The following is a 13,997-nucleotide window of genomic DNA, read 5'->3' on the forward strand; positions in this document are numbered from 1 at the left end:
AGGACCATTTGGAATACATGATGCTGGAATTGGATCATATTGCTGTTGCTGGTAGCAGCTTGGCTGCCGCGTCGGATCATGTCGTGCAAGCGCTTGGGGTTGCGGTCCAGCCCGGCGGGGAGCATCCGATATTTCATACCCATAATACCTTGATGGGGTTGGAAGACGGGCTGTATCTTGAGGCGATTGCGATCAACTCCGCTGCCCCTGATCCAGACCGGGCGCGTTGGTTTGATCTGGACCGGTTCAGCGGGCCAGCCAGATTGACCAACTGGATTTGCCGCTGCACCGATTTGGATACAGCCTTGGCGGCATTGCCAGAGGGCTTTGGGGAACCTGTTGACCTTGAGCGGGGCGATTTGCGTTGGCGGATGGCTGTCCCGCGTGACGGGGTGCTGCCGTTCGACAATTGCGCACCAGCCCTGATTGAATGGCAGGGCACAGCACATCCGGTGCAGCGGCTGGATGCCTCGGGCTGCCGGTTGACGGCGCTTCGGGTGTATCATCCGGCGGCAGAGCGCCTTGGGCAAATGCTGGCCCCGATTTTGACGGACCCACGGGTGGCTTTCGAGACTGGCGCTGTCGGGCTGGAGGCTGATTTTGACACGCCTCTGAGGCCAAGGACGTTGCGGTGAGAATCCGCGCAGCCATCGCGCAAGATGCCCCTGCGATTGCCGCAATCTGGAATGCGATGATCCGCGACACGTTGTTCACATTTACAACAGACGAAAAAACTGACGCCGCGATGGAAGCCATGATTGCGCAGCGTCCTTGGGCGTGCTGGGTGGCCGAAACCGACGGGATTTTGGGGTTTGTGACCTATGCCCAGTTCAGGACCGGCCCGGGCTATGCCACTTCGGTCGAGCATAGCATTGTGTTGACCGATGCCGCGCGTGGTCAGGGGGCAGGGCGTGCATTGATGCAACGGGCGCTGGAAAGCGCAGCAGATCAGGGCCTGCATGTGATGGTTGCGGGGATCAGTGCCGCCAACCCCGGTGGCATTGCGTTTCACACTGCCCTTGGATTTGAGCACGTAGGCAGGATGCCGCAGATTGCACGCAAGCAGGGCCAATGGCTTGATCTTATTTTGATGCAGAAAGTGCTAAGCGCCCCCTGACTTCTGCTGTGCGGCGCAGTATGGTCGACGCTATGTCAATTTGGTTCCGCATCTCCGAAGCTTTGTCTGCGCTCACCGCCGGTGAAGGCCTTTCGGCTGTTTTCGACCGTTTGCGCAGCCCGCCGGAACGGTCGGTGGCCTTTACCATTGCGGTTATTGCCCTTGGGGCAAAGATGGCAAAGGCGGATGGGCTGGTCACCCGTGATGAGGTTACGGCCTTTCGCGAGGTATTCCAGATTGCCGAAGCCGATCAACAGGGGGCGGCGAAAGTCTTTAACCTTGCGCGGCAGGACGTGACGGGGTTCGAGGATTACGCGGCTCGCATCGCAAGAATGTTTCAGGACCAGCCGGATATGCTGCGCGACCTGATCGAGGGGCTGTTCCATATCGCCATGGCCGATGGCACCTATCATCCCAATGAAGACGCGTTTTTGACCCGTGTGGCCGAGATTTTTGCCATGGATGGCGGCGATTTTGCCTGCCTGCGGGCACGGTTTGTGCCCGATACATCGCCCCTGCCGCATACCGTGTTGGGGATTGCACCCAACGCAACGACCAAGGAAGCCCGCGCAGCGTGGCGGGAGCTGGTGCGTAAGAACCACCCCGATGCCTTGGTCGCGCGTGGCCTGCCAGAAGAGGCGATAGCGATGGCGCAAAAGCGGATGATCGACATCAACCGCGCTTGGGAGACTTGGTCCGGCAAGAAGGCGCACTGATGCGGATCGCGACCTATAATGTCGAATGGTTTTCCGGACTGTTTGACCAAGAGGATCGCCTTTACGATGATGCGGGCTGGTCTGGGCGCCATAACGTCACCCGTGCGCAGCAAACCAGCGCCTTGGGCACTGTTTTCCGTGCCATGGACGCCGATGCGGTGATGATCATCGAGGCACCGGACCAAAGCGGCAAACGCGGCACAATCGCTGCCCTAGAAGGGTTTGCGGCACGTTTCGGGCTGCGCACGCGCGCTGCGATCATGGGGTTCGCCAACCACACGCAACAAGAGATCGCGTTGCTTTATGATCCTGCCAAGATCGCCGCCGCGCATACCCCCGGCGGCACCGGCACGGATGCGCAAGGGGCCAAAGGTGCGCCGCGTTTTGACGGGGTCTTGCGGATTGATCTGGATATTGATGCGCGCGAAGACCTTGTGGTATTTTCGAAACCGCCGCTTGAGCTGAGCATCGAAACTACAAGCGGATTTTCGTTTCAGATGATTGGGGCGCATTTGAAATCGAAAGCGCCGCACGGGGCCAAAACCGAGGCAGATGTCCTTCGCATCGGCATTGCCAACAGGCGCAAACAATTGGCGCAGGCGATCTGGTTGCGGGGCCGTATCGACGAACATCTGGAACGCGGCACGCCGTTGATGGTTATGGGCGATCTGAATGACGGGCCGGGGCTGGATACGTTCGAAGATCTGTTCGGGCGATCCTCGGTCGAGATTGTGCTGGGGCACCGGGGCGATTTGGCGCTGACCGACCCCCACGCGACGCGGGCCTTGGGCCAGCGGATCGGCGCGATGCCCACGACATCCAGGTTTTGGATCGCCCCAGAAAAACGCTATCTTCAGGCGCTTTTGGATTACATCATGGTCAGCCCGCAGTTTACGGATAGCAATGCGCGGTGGCGGATTTGGCATCCGCTGGATGACCCAGACTGCTGGGCGGACCCTGAATTGCGCGATGCTTTGGTTACTGCATCCGATCATTTTCCTGTCACGATCGAGTTTGACGGCTGATGCGCCAAGGAAGAAGCTATCTTTTGGTCAGAAAGTGAGTCTATGATTCAGCCATGAGACATATATTTCTGATCCTTTCGCTATGTTGCCTGCCGGTGTCAGCCTTTGCGCAGGACAAGGCGGAAACCGGCCCGTCCCTGATGGAACGCGGGGCACAGATGTTTCTGGATGGCATGAAGCAGGAATTGGCCCCCACGCTAGAAGGGCTATCAGAGTTCGGTGAGAATTTGGGCCCGTCCATTGGCCGTTTTGTCAGCGAAATGGGGCCGGCATTTGCCGATCTGCTGGACAAGGTCGAGGATTGGAGCGTTTATGAAGCGCCTGAAATCCTGCCCAACGGTGATATTATCATCAAGCGCAAACCCGAAGAGCCACCCAAACCTCTGGGCCCGCTGATCTATCTGGACCCCTATCCGCAGGTCGAGCTTTAGGATTTCGCCGTTTTCAGTTGAACTTCGGCCATCAAAGATGCCGCAAGTGATTTAAGCCGCGCCTCGGCGACCTCGCCAAACAGCGGCATCATGTCATCGGTCAGCCAAAGCTCGAGCAGTTTTTTCTTGGGGTACCAACGCAACGTGCCGCGCTCGTCGTCTTTGTTCATCCACAACATGGCCCCGAAACGCATCGCCTTGCCCAGAACTTCGGCATCTGCGCGGGTCTTTTCATCAACCATTTCATACAGATCTTCAAACCGCGTGTTTTCGCGTTTGTTGGAATAGCGGTGCAGCAAGGCCAAACCCAGAAAAATGCGTTCAGCATGTTTTAGCCCGCCCAGATTGGCGCGGGTGGCGTTGTCGAAACACACCTCGGCGCGGTAATCGGGATGGGCGCGCCAACTGACGTCATGCAGCAGGCACGCGGCCTTGATCAGACGTTTGCGTTGCGGGGATGCGGATTTGAACAGCGGTGAAATGAAATCAAACAGCACCTTGCCGAAACCGGGGGTGCGCGCGTCTTTGGCTTCGGCGAAACGGCAGGCTTCGATCAACGGATCACGGTCGCGCAGGCGCTGCGGCATTTGCTCATAAAGCATGCCTTCGCGGATGCCATAGCTTGATATGGCGATGTCCTTGGGTTTGAATGTCTTGACCAGCCGCGACAGAACTTCGGCAGCATATGGCACCAAGGCCATCCGGCTTGATGATACTCCGCTGGATTGGCGTAGGTCTTCGAGGTTGGAATTCTTGATGAACTTGACAGTCTCACGGACGGATTTCTGGGTCATGCGGTATTCATGCAGCACGTGCAGCGGATAGCCCTGACGCATCATGTCGATCCGCGCGATTGCGCGCCATGATCCGCCAACCAGAAAAAGCCTGTCGCGCTGCGCCCCCATTTTAAGGGCAAGACCCTGAATGACCTCGGCAATCTGGGCTTCGCGCGCCTTGGCACCACCCTTGATGTCGCGCAGCTTGAGCGGCCCAAGCGCAGAGGTGACCCGCTTGCCGACGCGCCCCCCCGAGATTTCGGCCAGTTCCATCGAGGAGCCGCCAATATCGCAGACCAGACCGTAAGCGCCGGGCCAGCCGAGCAACACGCCTTGGGCGGACAGGCGGGCTTCTTCTTCGCCGTCGATGACCCAGATTTTGAGGCCGGTGAGGCGCTGGACCTCGTCGCAGAAGTCGCGGCCATCGGTGGCGTCGCGCACGGCGGCAGTGGCCACCACGGTCAGCTCTGACAGGCCCATCCCATCTGCAAGCTTGCTGAACCGCTGCATGGCCGACAGCGCGCGTATTCTGCCTTGGGGGGAAAGGTGACCGGTTTCGGCCATGCCTGCACCCAAGGCGCACATGATTTTTTCGTTATAGAAATAGGCAGGGGACCGCGCCGCGCCGTCAAAAACAACAAGGCGCACCGAATTCGACCCCACATCAACCACGCCCACCCGCGCCAATGCGCGTGCTGAAGGGTCCTGGAACAGCGGTTTGCCAAAAAGTCCAAGATCGGCCACGCCTGTTTCGGGGACAGGGGAGGGCGGATTGTTGATGGTTTGATCTGCCACAAACGCTCCTGCGGGTCTTGTTCGGGGATTAAATTGGCGCAGGGGCGGGCCGAGGTCAATCGCTAACGGTACTGGTACAGGAAAAAGGCGAGGGCCGGTGACCCTCAAGACATTCTGGTGGCCGGGGCGATGTGAGCCTTGCCACGGCTGGCGGGATCGCGGGAAGCACGCTGCGCCTTCGGCGAGAGTTTATTTGGCAAAATGAAGCGGGTGCCAATCTTTTGGATGCCAGTCTTGTGGAACTCAGTCTTCGGTATGGGTGAGTTTCGGTACGTCCGACGCCCCGGCAGAGCCGCGCCCTGACAGGGACGGGTTTTCCATGAAAAAGCGGTGGCAGTTGAAGGCAAATGTGCCTTCTTCGACGGGGGGGCGCGTAAAAGTGCCATCGGGGGCCATGACCCAGCTTTGGGCGACATCGGCAAGGTTTGCGGCCATGATCTGGCTGGTGATCTGTGCTTTGACGGTCGGGTTTTCGATTTCGACCAGCGTTTCAACGCGCCGTGTCAGGTTTCGGCCCATCCAGTCGGCCGAAGAGATAAAGACGCGGGATTTTTTATGGGGCAGACCGTAGCCATTGCCAAAGCAAATGATGCGCGAATGTTCCAAGAAACGCCCGACGATGGATTTGACACGGATGTTTTCGGATAGACCCTTGATGCCGGGGCGCAATCCACAGATGCCACGTACCACGAGGCTGATTTTCACACCCGCCTGAGAGGCAGCATAAAGCGCGTCGATCACATCGGCGTCGATGATCGAGTTCATCTTGGCCCAGATGACAGCGGGTTTGCCTTCGGCCGCATGTTCTGCCTCGGCGTTGATCATGGCAAGCAGGCGAGGTTTGAGGGTGATGGGCGAGATCGCGAGATTGTCGAGCGTGTCCGGCTGCGCATAGCCCGAAAGGTAGTTGAATACCTTGGTGGCGTCGCGGCCCAGCTTTTGGTCGCAGGTAAACAGGGACACATCGGTATAGATGCGTGCGGTGATGGGGTGGTAATTTCCGGTGCCGTAGTGGGTGTATGTCACCAGTTGATCGCCCTCACGGCGCACCACGGTCGAAATTTTTGCATGGGTTTTCAAATTGATAAAGCCATAGACGACATGGGCACCGGCACGTTCGAGCCGGCGGGACTGTCGGATGTTGGCGGCCTCGTCAAAGCGGGCTTTGAGTTCGACAAGGGCGGTGACGGATTTGCCGTCTTCTGCGGCCTCGCACAGGGCTTCGACGATCGGGCTGTCGCGGGATGTGCGGTAAAGCGTCTGTTTGATCGCGACAACATTGGGGTCGCGCGCGGCTTGGGCGAGGAAGCGGACCACCATATCGAACGTCTCGTAAGGGTGGTGCAGCAGCATATCCTTGGAGCGGATCGCGGCAAACATGTCGCCGTCATGGTCCGTGACCCGTTCGGGAATGCGCGGGGTGAATTGCGGCCAAAGCAGATCGGGGCGCGTGTCGATGACCAGTTCGGAGAGGTCATCGATACCGATCATCCCGTCGATTTCGATCACGTCTTGCGGGCGCACGCCCAATTCAGACATCACCACGGATTTCAGCTTTTCGGGGGCACCGGCGGAATGGGTCAGGCGCACGACTTCGCCGCGGCGGCGGCGTTTCAGGGCGACTTCAAATTCGCGCACGAGGTCTTCGGCTTCGTCCTCGACCTCAAGATCGCTGTCGCGCAGCACGCGGAATTCGAAATGCGCCTTGAGCTTGTAGCCGGGAAACAAGCCGGGAATGTTGAGCACCAGCAGATCTTCGAGAGGAAGGAAGCGTTGGCAGCCGACGTCTGCGGGCAGGGCCACGAAACGGTCGATCTGGGCCGGGATCGGCAGCAGTGCCTGTAGGGGGCGTTTGTCGCTGGTGCGTTCCAATTGCAGGGCCAGCGCATAGCCGGTGTTGGGGATGAAGGGGAACGGATGCGCAGGATCAATGGCCAGCGGGGATAGAACCGGAAAAACCTGGTTCAAAAAGACAGTTTCAAGGTATTTCAGGTCGGCGCTGTCCAGATCGGCGGCGCGTTCAAGCATGATGTTCTGCGCATCCATTTCGGTCATCAGTTCGACCAGAACACGCTGCTGGGTCATCATCAGTCTGCGTGCATTTTCGTTGATCAGCACAAGCTGTTCAGCCGGGGTAAGCCCGTCCGCGGCAGGGGTGGTGTTGCCCGCTTGGGCCAATTCGCGCAGGCCCGCGACACGGACAGTGTAAAATTCATCAAGGTTATTGGCCGAGATCGACAAGAACCGAAGCCGTTCCAGCAGCGGGACGCGCGGGTTCTCGGCTTCTTCCAGCACGCGCCAGTTGAACCCCAGCCAGCTGAGTTCACGGTTGAAGAAACGTCCCACTCCGGTGATGTCGAGATCGGGCAGGTCTTGGGGCTCAGGGAACGGGGATTCTAGAAAATCAGCTTGGGTCATGGCGACCTTATGATGTTGGATTGTAAGGAAATTGTGACAGCTATACAAAAAGTATCGCGCGGGTCAGGTGCGGTTGTCCAGCACTTGTACCGCAAGACTGCGGGTCACAGGTTTTTTCTGCGCCAGACTGGCGGAATCCAGCCGTGCCACCAGATCGCCGGCGGCAGCAAAGGAACGGTCCATGCGCGGTAACAGATAGGGGATCAGGTCGGGCTTGGGGGTCAGTTGCCGGTCTGCCAGCAGCTTGGCAAGGACGGCCGTCAGCAGCATGTCGTCTGGTGCCTCAAGGGCGACGGCCCCGGCGGCCTGCATGCGGCTGGTCAGATCGGGCAGGGTCAGCTGCCATCGCGCAACCGGGGGGGTGCCGGTTAAAAGCAGGCTGTGCCCTTCGGCCAGCACAAGGTTATGCAGGTGGAAAAGGGCGGTTTGCGCATCGGGGTGATCTGCGATGAGGGGGACATTTTCCACCGCCACGCAAGATCTGGCAAGGTCAGGGATGTCTGCGCGCGCTAGGTCACGCGCCTGAATGATCCGTGCGCCGGACTGTGTGGCCCAGACATGGGTCAGGTGCGTTTTGCCTGATCCCGCAGGTCCCGTCAGTACCAGTTTGCGGCCGGCCCACGTGCGCCAGCCGTCGATCATCGCGGCGGCAATGGCGTTCGACGGGGCGACAAAGAAATCATCGCGACCCAGTGCGGGGCGACTGGGAAGGGCAAGGCCAAGTTGCTGCGCCATGGTTACTTTTCCGTGCGGTCCGAGGTCGAATCCGTCCCTTTGTAAAGCATGCTTTCACGGTAACGCTCCGCCACAAAGCGGGCGATGACGCCAAGGGTGGCCGCAATCGGGACTGCTGCCAACATGCCCACAAATCCGAACAATGACCCGAAAACCGACAAAGCCAGTATCAGCCAGACCGGATGCAGACCGACGGAATTGCCGACCAGCTTGGGGGTTAGGAAATTACCCTCGAGGGTCTGACCCAATATGAACACGCCTGCGACGAGGCCGATCGACACCCAATCACCCCAGAACTGGAACATGGCCAGTCCGATCGCCAGAATGCCCCCCAGAAGGGCCCCCAGATAGGGAATGAAGGTCACGAGACCGGCGATGAACCCGACGACCAGTCCGAATTGCAGGCCCACCAGCATCAAGGCGATGGCGTAATAGGTGCCAAGAATAAGACAGACTGTCCCCATACCGCGGACGAAACCGGCGAGCGTCTTGTCGATATCGCGCGCTAGACGTCGAATGACAGGGGCATGATCTCGGGGCAGCAGGCTGTCGATCTCGGCGACCATCCGGTCCCAGTCAAGCAGCAGATAGACGGCGACCACCGGCACGATCACGAAAAGGATCATGACATTCAGCAGGGATGCCGCCGAGGCAAGGGCGGTTTGCAGCAACTCTCCGCCGCGCTCCTGAACGGTTGCCGCGATAGAGGTGATGGAGTTGTTCAGCGTCGACCCCTCGACGAAGAGCGTCGGGAAATGGTCCCTGAGGAACGCCATGAAGTTGTCGGCAAGCTTGGGCGCGACATTGAACAGGCTGACCGATTGCGTGACCAACGCGGGGATGACCAGCAGTGCCATCAGCACAAAGATAAGGATTGCAATAAGCGTGATCACCATGGTCGCCATGGCGCGGCTTAGCCCGAGGGTTTCCAAACGGTCTGCCACCGGGTCCAGAAAATAGGCGATTGCCGCACCGATCAGGAACGGCAACAAGACATCCCCCGTAAACCACAACACGACAAGGAACACCGCAGCAGCGACGCACCAGTATTTCATCTGATCTCTCATGGGCAGTGCCATTTGCAGTCTCCGCATTCGCTTATGCCCCACATTGCGCGGCGGGGCCGGATTTTCAAGGGCTGCGGATAAAAAGAACTGCGTCTGCGTGGTGCTGCGGAGGAGCCTTCGGCGAGGATTTTTTCCATTTGGAACCGGACGGTGACGATTGCCGGTAAGGGTGGCTTTTTCGGCGGGCGGTTTTTTGTCTCGTGGGCTATTGGGCTTGGTTGACAATATTACGTGTTGGGATGCCACTAGGCGCAACAAAAGGAGTGCAGGTATGCGAAGTGAGTTTGACCGTGAGCTTGAAGAACGATTGGTGCGCTATGCCGCCATCGACAGCCAGAGTGATGAAAACAGCACCACAAGCCCCAGCACGGATATTCAGCTGGATATGTCGCGCCTACTGGTTGAGGAGCTACAGGCCATGGGGGCCGCGGATGTGTGCCTGACCGATTACGGTGTGGTGCTGGCCACTGTGCCCGCAACCGTTGAGGGCGCGCCGGTCATGGGCTGGTGCGCGCATGTGGACACCGCCCCACAGTTTAACGCGACCGGAGTGAAGCCGGTGGTGCATCGTGGCTATAACGGCGGCGATATCCTGTTCGCCGATGCGCCTGATTTGAAGTTGTCGCCCGAGAACGCGCCTTATCTGGGCGAAAAGCGCGGCGATGATATTATAACTGCCAGCGGAACGACTTTGTTGGGCGGAGATGACAAAGCAGGTGTGGCGATCATTATGACGGCGGCCCGGCATTTGTTGCAGAACCGCGATTTGCCCCATGGGACGATCCGGCTGGCCTTTACGCCGGACGAAGAGATCGGGCGCGGGGTGGATGCGCGGTTGCCCGTCGATATGGCCTGTGATTTTGCCTATACGTTCGACGGGGCAAAGCCGGGGGAGATCGAATACGAGAGTTTCTCGGCCGATGGGGCGGTAGTGACGGTCACGGGTGTGTCGGCGCACCCGGGTTGGGCAAAGGACAAGATGGTCAACGCGCTGCATCTGGCCGCGAAGGTTCTGATGACCTTGCCTCATGTCACCATGACGCCCGAGACGACGCAGGACCGGGACGGGTTCATCCATGCCTCGACTATTAGTGGGGACGCGTTTGAGGCAAAGATCAAATTTATCCTGCGCGATTTCGAGTTGGACGGGTTGGCTGCCAAGGGGGATTTGTTGCGCAAGGTGTGCGACGCGGTGCAGGCGTCGGAGCCGCGGGCACTGGTGCGCTGCGAGATCACGCCGCAATACCGCAACATGCGCTATTGGCTTGAAGAGGATATGACACCGGTGGAATTGGCGCGCGATGCGGTGCGCGCGGTGGGGATGGAGCCGGTGTCGGCTGCTATCCGTGGGGGTACCGACGGGTCACGCCTGACCGAGATGGGGGTGCCATGCCCGAATATCTTTACCGGCATGCAGGAAATTCACGGACCGCTTGAGTGGATATCGGTTCAGGATATGGCAAAGGCGGTGCAGGTGGCGCTGGAGGTGGCGCAGCGGGCTGCAAAATAAGCGGGGGTTGTTGCCGGGGGGGCTTGGATTGGGGCGCTGCCCCAAACCCCGGGATATTTGAGAGCCAGAGAAGCGGGGCCTGTTGGTGATTGTTTCCCCACGGGCTTTGGCATAATCAGGTTTGAATTCAGTCTGAGAGGATCATCATGCGTCTGTCCCGTTATTTTTTGCCCGTACTCAAGGAAAACCCGTCGGAGGCGCAGATTGTCAGTCACCGGTTGATGTTGCGTGCTGGCATGATCAAGCAATCTGCGGCCGGGATTTATTCGTGGTTGCCGCTAGGCTTTAAGGTTTTGCGCAAGATCGAAAACATCGTACACGAAGAGCAGCAGCGCGCTGGGCATATTCCGATGTTGATGCCGACGCTGCAATCTGCTGATTTGTGGAAAGAATCCGGGCGCTATGACGCGTACGGCCCCGAGATGCTGCGCATCAAGGACCGGCAGGACCGCGATATGCTGTATGGTCCCACCAACGAAGAGATGATCACCGATATCTTCCGCAGCCATGTGGGGTCTTACAAGGACCTACCGCTGACGCTGTATCACATTCAGTGGAAGTTCCGCGACGAGATCCGCCCACGTTTCGGCGTGATGCGGGGCCGCGAGTTTCTGATGAAGGACGGCTATAACTTTGACTTGACCAAGGAAGATGCGCTGCACGCCTATAATCGCCATCTGGTCAGCTATCTGCGCAGCTACGAGCGCATGGGGTTGCAAGCCATCCCGATGCGTGCGGATTCCGGGCCCATCGGTGGCGATGATACGCATGAATTTCTGGTGCTCGCCGAGACCGGTGAATCCGAGGTATTCTATGACAGCCAGATCACCGAGTTGAAGTTTGGTGACCGCGAGATCGATTATGATTCTGTTGATCAGTGTCAGGCCGTGCTTGAGGAGTTCACCTCGCGGTATGCGCGCACCGATGAAACCCATGACGCGGCGCTGTTCGCTGATGTCCCCGAAGACCGCCAGCGCACGGCGCGCGGGATCGAGGTTGGTCAGATCTTTTATTTCGGCACGAAGTATTCCGAACCTATGGGCGCGACCGTGCAGGGCCCTGATGGCAAGCCAACGCCGGTGCATATGGGCAGCCACGGCATCGGCGTCAGCCGTCTGTTGGGCGCAATCATCGAGGCCAGCCATGACGACAAGGGTATCATCTGGCCCGAGGGTGTCACGCCGTTCCATGTGGGTATCGTGAACCTAAAGCAGGGTGACGAAGAGGCCGATGCAGCCTGTCAGGCGCTTTATGACAGCATCACGGCACTGGGTCTTGAGCCGCTGTATGACGACCGCAATGAACGCGCGGGCGGCAAGTTTGCCACCATGGATCTGATCGGCTTGCCATGGCGGATTACCGTCGGGCCACGTGGCCTGAAGAACGGCGTGGTTGAGCTGACCAGCCGGCGCAGTGGCGAAAGCGAAGAACTGGCCCCGCAGGACGCGGTTCAGAAGATCGCGGAGATCTATGCCAAACATCGCTGAAGGCATAAATCAGGCCCCCGTTTTGCAATTTGCATGATGGGGGCTTGACCGGCTTTGGCCGGAGCATATTCAAGGGCAGGTGTTGAATGATTGTAAAGGCGATCACCTTGGCAGGCGGGCTGGCCGCGGGGATAGCGACATCGCAATTCCCGGAGTTCTCGCAGCAATATGCCCAACGTCTGGGCGGGGCTGTGGATGAGCTGGGGCAGGTCGTCGCAGATTTCGACGCCACGGCGCAGTCCGTAGGTCTGTCGCGGGACGACGCATTGGCACAGATGTCCGGGACCCCGTTCATGGACCGGCGTAGGGCTGACATGAGGGCGACTTTTTCGCGCCATGACACGCTGTCCACAGCCCTGATCCGGCTTGAAGGGCAGGGACCGTTCATGCGCGCCTATTATCTGCCGCAGATGCGCGATACCCAAATTGCCAAGGCCGCCTGGGCGGCGTATCAGCCTGCAGTGCCGCTGAATTTTGCTGGTGCATTGTTTGGCGGGGTCGGTTTTTTGCTGGGCGTGCTGGGGCTGGGGCTGATCCTGCGGCTGCTGGCGATGCCGTTTCGCCGCCGCAAGATCAAGGCCACTGCGACCTAGTTCGTATGCTTTGAGACCCGCCGATACCCTTGTTGTGATCTGCCCCGCCTATACGCCGCTTGACCCGATGCGCACAAACCAGCAGGTTGCGCGCGACTGACCTGACCGGAGCCCCCTGATGGCCAAATCTGTTTCCCGCACGCCCCCCTTTGCCACGTTCGAATGGATGATTGCCTGGCGGTATCTGCGGGCGCGCCGCGCCGAAGGCGGGGTCAGCGTCATGACATGGATCAGCCTGATCGGGATCACGCTGGCGGTTTTTGCGCTGATTGCGACGCTTGCTGTGCGGTCGGGGTTTCGGGCGGAATTTGTGGGCACGATTCTGGGGGCCAACGCCCATGTGACAATCTATAATGCGGCGACGGTGGATGCCAATGGCGTCACCGAGACAGGCATCCCGGACTATCTGGAAATGGCAGCACGTGTCGCCCAAGTGCCCGGTGTGACCCATGTGGCCCCTTTGGTGCGTGGTCAGGTGATGGCCAACAAGGGGCAGGCCAACGCAGGCATTGAGATCTACGGCATCGACGCTGCGGACCTTGCGAACATTCCGCGCATTGCAAACCCTGATACGGCGATCGGCGAATTGGCGAATTTCGATCAGGGCATCGCCATCGGATCCGGTGTGGCACAGGCCTTGCGGGTGGGCGTCGGCGATATGGTCAAGATCATTTCGCCAAACGGGGTCAAGACTGCTTTTGGCACCAGCCCGCGGGTCAACGCCTATGAAGTGGTCTATGTCTTTAGCGCGGGCCGTTATGACATTGACCGCACCCGCGCCTACCTGCCGTTGGCCGAGGCACAATCGTTTTTCAACCGCGAAGGGCTGGCCGACGAGCTTGAGGTGATGGTCGAAGACCCCGACCGCGTCGATGACCTGACGGACGCGCTGCTGGCAGCCGCTGGTGACAGGGGGATGGCGTGGACATGGCGCGATGCATCCGGGTCGTTTCTGAATGCGCTTGATATCGAAGACCGCGTGATGTTCGTGATCCTCAGCATTCTGGTGTTGATTGCGGCCATGAACATTGTGTCCGGGTTGATCATGCTGGTGAAAAACAAGGGCCGCGATATCGGTATTCTGCGCACCATGGGGCTTAGCGAAGGGTCCATTCTGCGGGTGTTTTTCATCTGCGGGGCGTTCACTGGGATCATTGGCACCGCCATGGGCGTGATTTTGGGCTGCTTGTTTGCGATCTATGTGGATCAGATATTCGGCGTGGTGAACTGGCTGTCGGGGGGCACGGCGTGGGATGCGTCAGTGCGGGGCATCTATTTTCTGCCGGCCAAGTTGCAGTTTAATGACGTGATGTCCGCTGTGGGCCTG

General features: G+C 59.2%; 13 protein-coding genes. 9 read left to right on the forward strand and 4 right to left on the reverse strand.

Going from position 1 to position 13,997, the window contains the following annotated elements:
- The first annotated feature begins 20 nt into the window (after nt 1–20).
- From ABYT07_RS05800 to ABYT07_RS05820, 5 genes are read left to right on the forward strand one after another with little or no spacing between them, the layout of a single operon-like run.
- Nucleotides 21–635 (forward strand): VOC family protein, encoded by a 615-nt coding sequence (locus tag ABYT07_RS05800; RefSeq protein WP_372990092.1) that lies wholly within the window; start codon nt 21–23, stop codon nt 633–635.
- Nucleotides 632–1,117 carry an N-acetyltransferase family protein gene (locus ABYT07_RS05805; RefSeq protein WP_372990078.1) on the forward strand — a complete coding sequence of 162 codons (486 nt, stop codon included), beginning with the start codon at nt 632–634 and terminating at the stop codon, nt 1,115–1,117. The genes ABYT07_RS05800 and ABYT07_RS05805 overlap by 4 nt, the downstream gene beginning before the upstream one ends.
- A 32-nt stretch (nt 1,118–1,149) precedes the next feature.
- Entirely contained in the window at nt 1,150–1,833 is a 684-nt protein-coding gene (locus tag ABYT07_RS05810; RefSeq protein ID WP_372990079.1) for a TerB family tellurite resistance protein, read from the forward strand.
- The gene (locus ABYT07_RS05815) at nt 1,833–2,858 is read left to right on the forward strand and encodes an endonuclease/exonuclease/phosphatase family protein (protein ID WP_372990080.1); all 1,026 of its coding nucleotides are present in this window, start codon (nt 1,833–1,835) and stop codon (nt 2,856–2,858) included. The genes ABYT07_RS05810 and ABYT07_RS05815 overlap by 1 nt, the downstream gene beginning before the upstream one ends.
- Before the next feature lie 53 nt (nt 2,859–2,911).
- Nucleotides 2,912–3,289 carry a hypothetical protein gene (locus ABYT07_RS05820; RefSeq protein ID WP_372990081.1) on the forward strand — a complete coding sequence of 126 codons (378 nt, stop codon included), beginning with the start codon at nt 2,912–2,914 and terminating at the stop codon, nt 3,287–3,289.
- On the opposite strand, the gene ABYT07_RS05825 is transcribed toward ABYT07_RS05820, so the two are convergent.
- The 4 genes from ABYT07_RS05825 to ABYT07_RS05840 all read right to left on the reverse strand — a co-directional run bounded on the left by ABYT07_RS05825 (nt 3,286) and on the right by ABYT07_RS05840 (nt 9,092).
- Entirely contained in the window at nt 3,286–4,860 is a 1,575-nt protein-coding gene (locus ABYT07_RS05825; protein WP_372990082.1) for a Ppx/GppA family phosphatase, read from the reverse strand. The two genes, ABYT07_RS05820 and ABYT07_RS05825, sit on opposite strands and share 4 nt — an antisense overlap.
- 243 nt (nt 4,861–5,103) lie before the next feature.
- Complete coding sequence (locus ABYT07_RS05830) at nt 5,104–7,278, reverse strand: RNA degradosome polyphosphate kinase (protein ID WP_372990084.1); 2,175 nt, start codon at nt 7,276–7,278, stop codon at nt 5,104–5,106.
- A gap of 63 nt (nt 7,279–7,341) precedes the next feature.
- Nucleotides 7,342–8,013, reverse strand: coding sequence for a chromosomal replication initiator DnaA (locus tag ABYT07_RS05835; protein WP_372990085.1), 672 nt, complete (start codon nt 8,011–8,013; stop codon nt 7,342–7,344).
- Between the two features lie 2 nt (nt 8,014–8,015).
- Entirely contained in the window at nt 8,016–9,092 is a 1,077-nt protein-coding gene (locus tag ABYT07_RS05840) for an AI-2E family transporter (protein ID WP_372990086.1), read from the reverse strand.
- A gap of 259 nt (nt 9,093–9,351) precedes the next feature.
- On the opposite strand from ABYT07_RS05840, the gene pepT reads away from it, so the two are divergent.
- The 4 genes from pepT to ABYT07_RS05860 form a co-directional block, all read left to right on the forward strand.
- Nucleotides 9,352–10,590, forward strand: a complete 1,239-nt coding sequence (gene pepT / locus ABYT07_RS05845; protein WP_372990087.1) for a peptidase T — start codon at nt 9,352–9,354, stop codon at nt 10,588–10,590.
- 146 nt (nt 10,591–10,736) lie between these two features.
- Entirely contained in the window at nt 10,737–12,077 is a 1,341-nt protein-coding gene (gene proS / locus ABYT07_RS05850; RefSeq protein WP_372990089.1) for a proline--tRNA ligase, read from the forward strand.
- A gap of 86 nt (nt 12,078–12,163) precedes the next feature.
- A complete protein-coding gene (locus ABYT07_RS05855; RefSeq protein WP_372990090.1) occupies nt 12,164–12,670 on the forward strand; it encodes a DUF2937 family protein in 507 nt (168 codons plus the stop codon).
- 118 nt (nt 12,671–12,788) lie between these two features.
- Nucleotides 12,789–13,997, forward strand: a 1,209-nt coding sequence (locus tag ABYT07_RS05860; protein ID WP_372990091.1) for an ABC transporter permease, incomplete at its 3' end; no start/stop codon positions are given.

This window comes from Sulfitobacter sp. (genome assembly GCF_041552635.1).
Classification (GTDB): Bacteria; Pseudomonadota; Alphaproteobacteria; order Rhodobacterales; family Rhodobacteraceae; genus Sulfitobacter.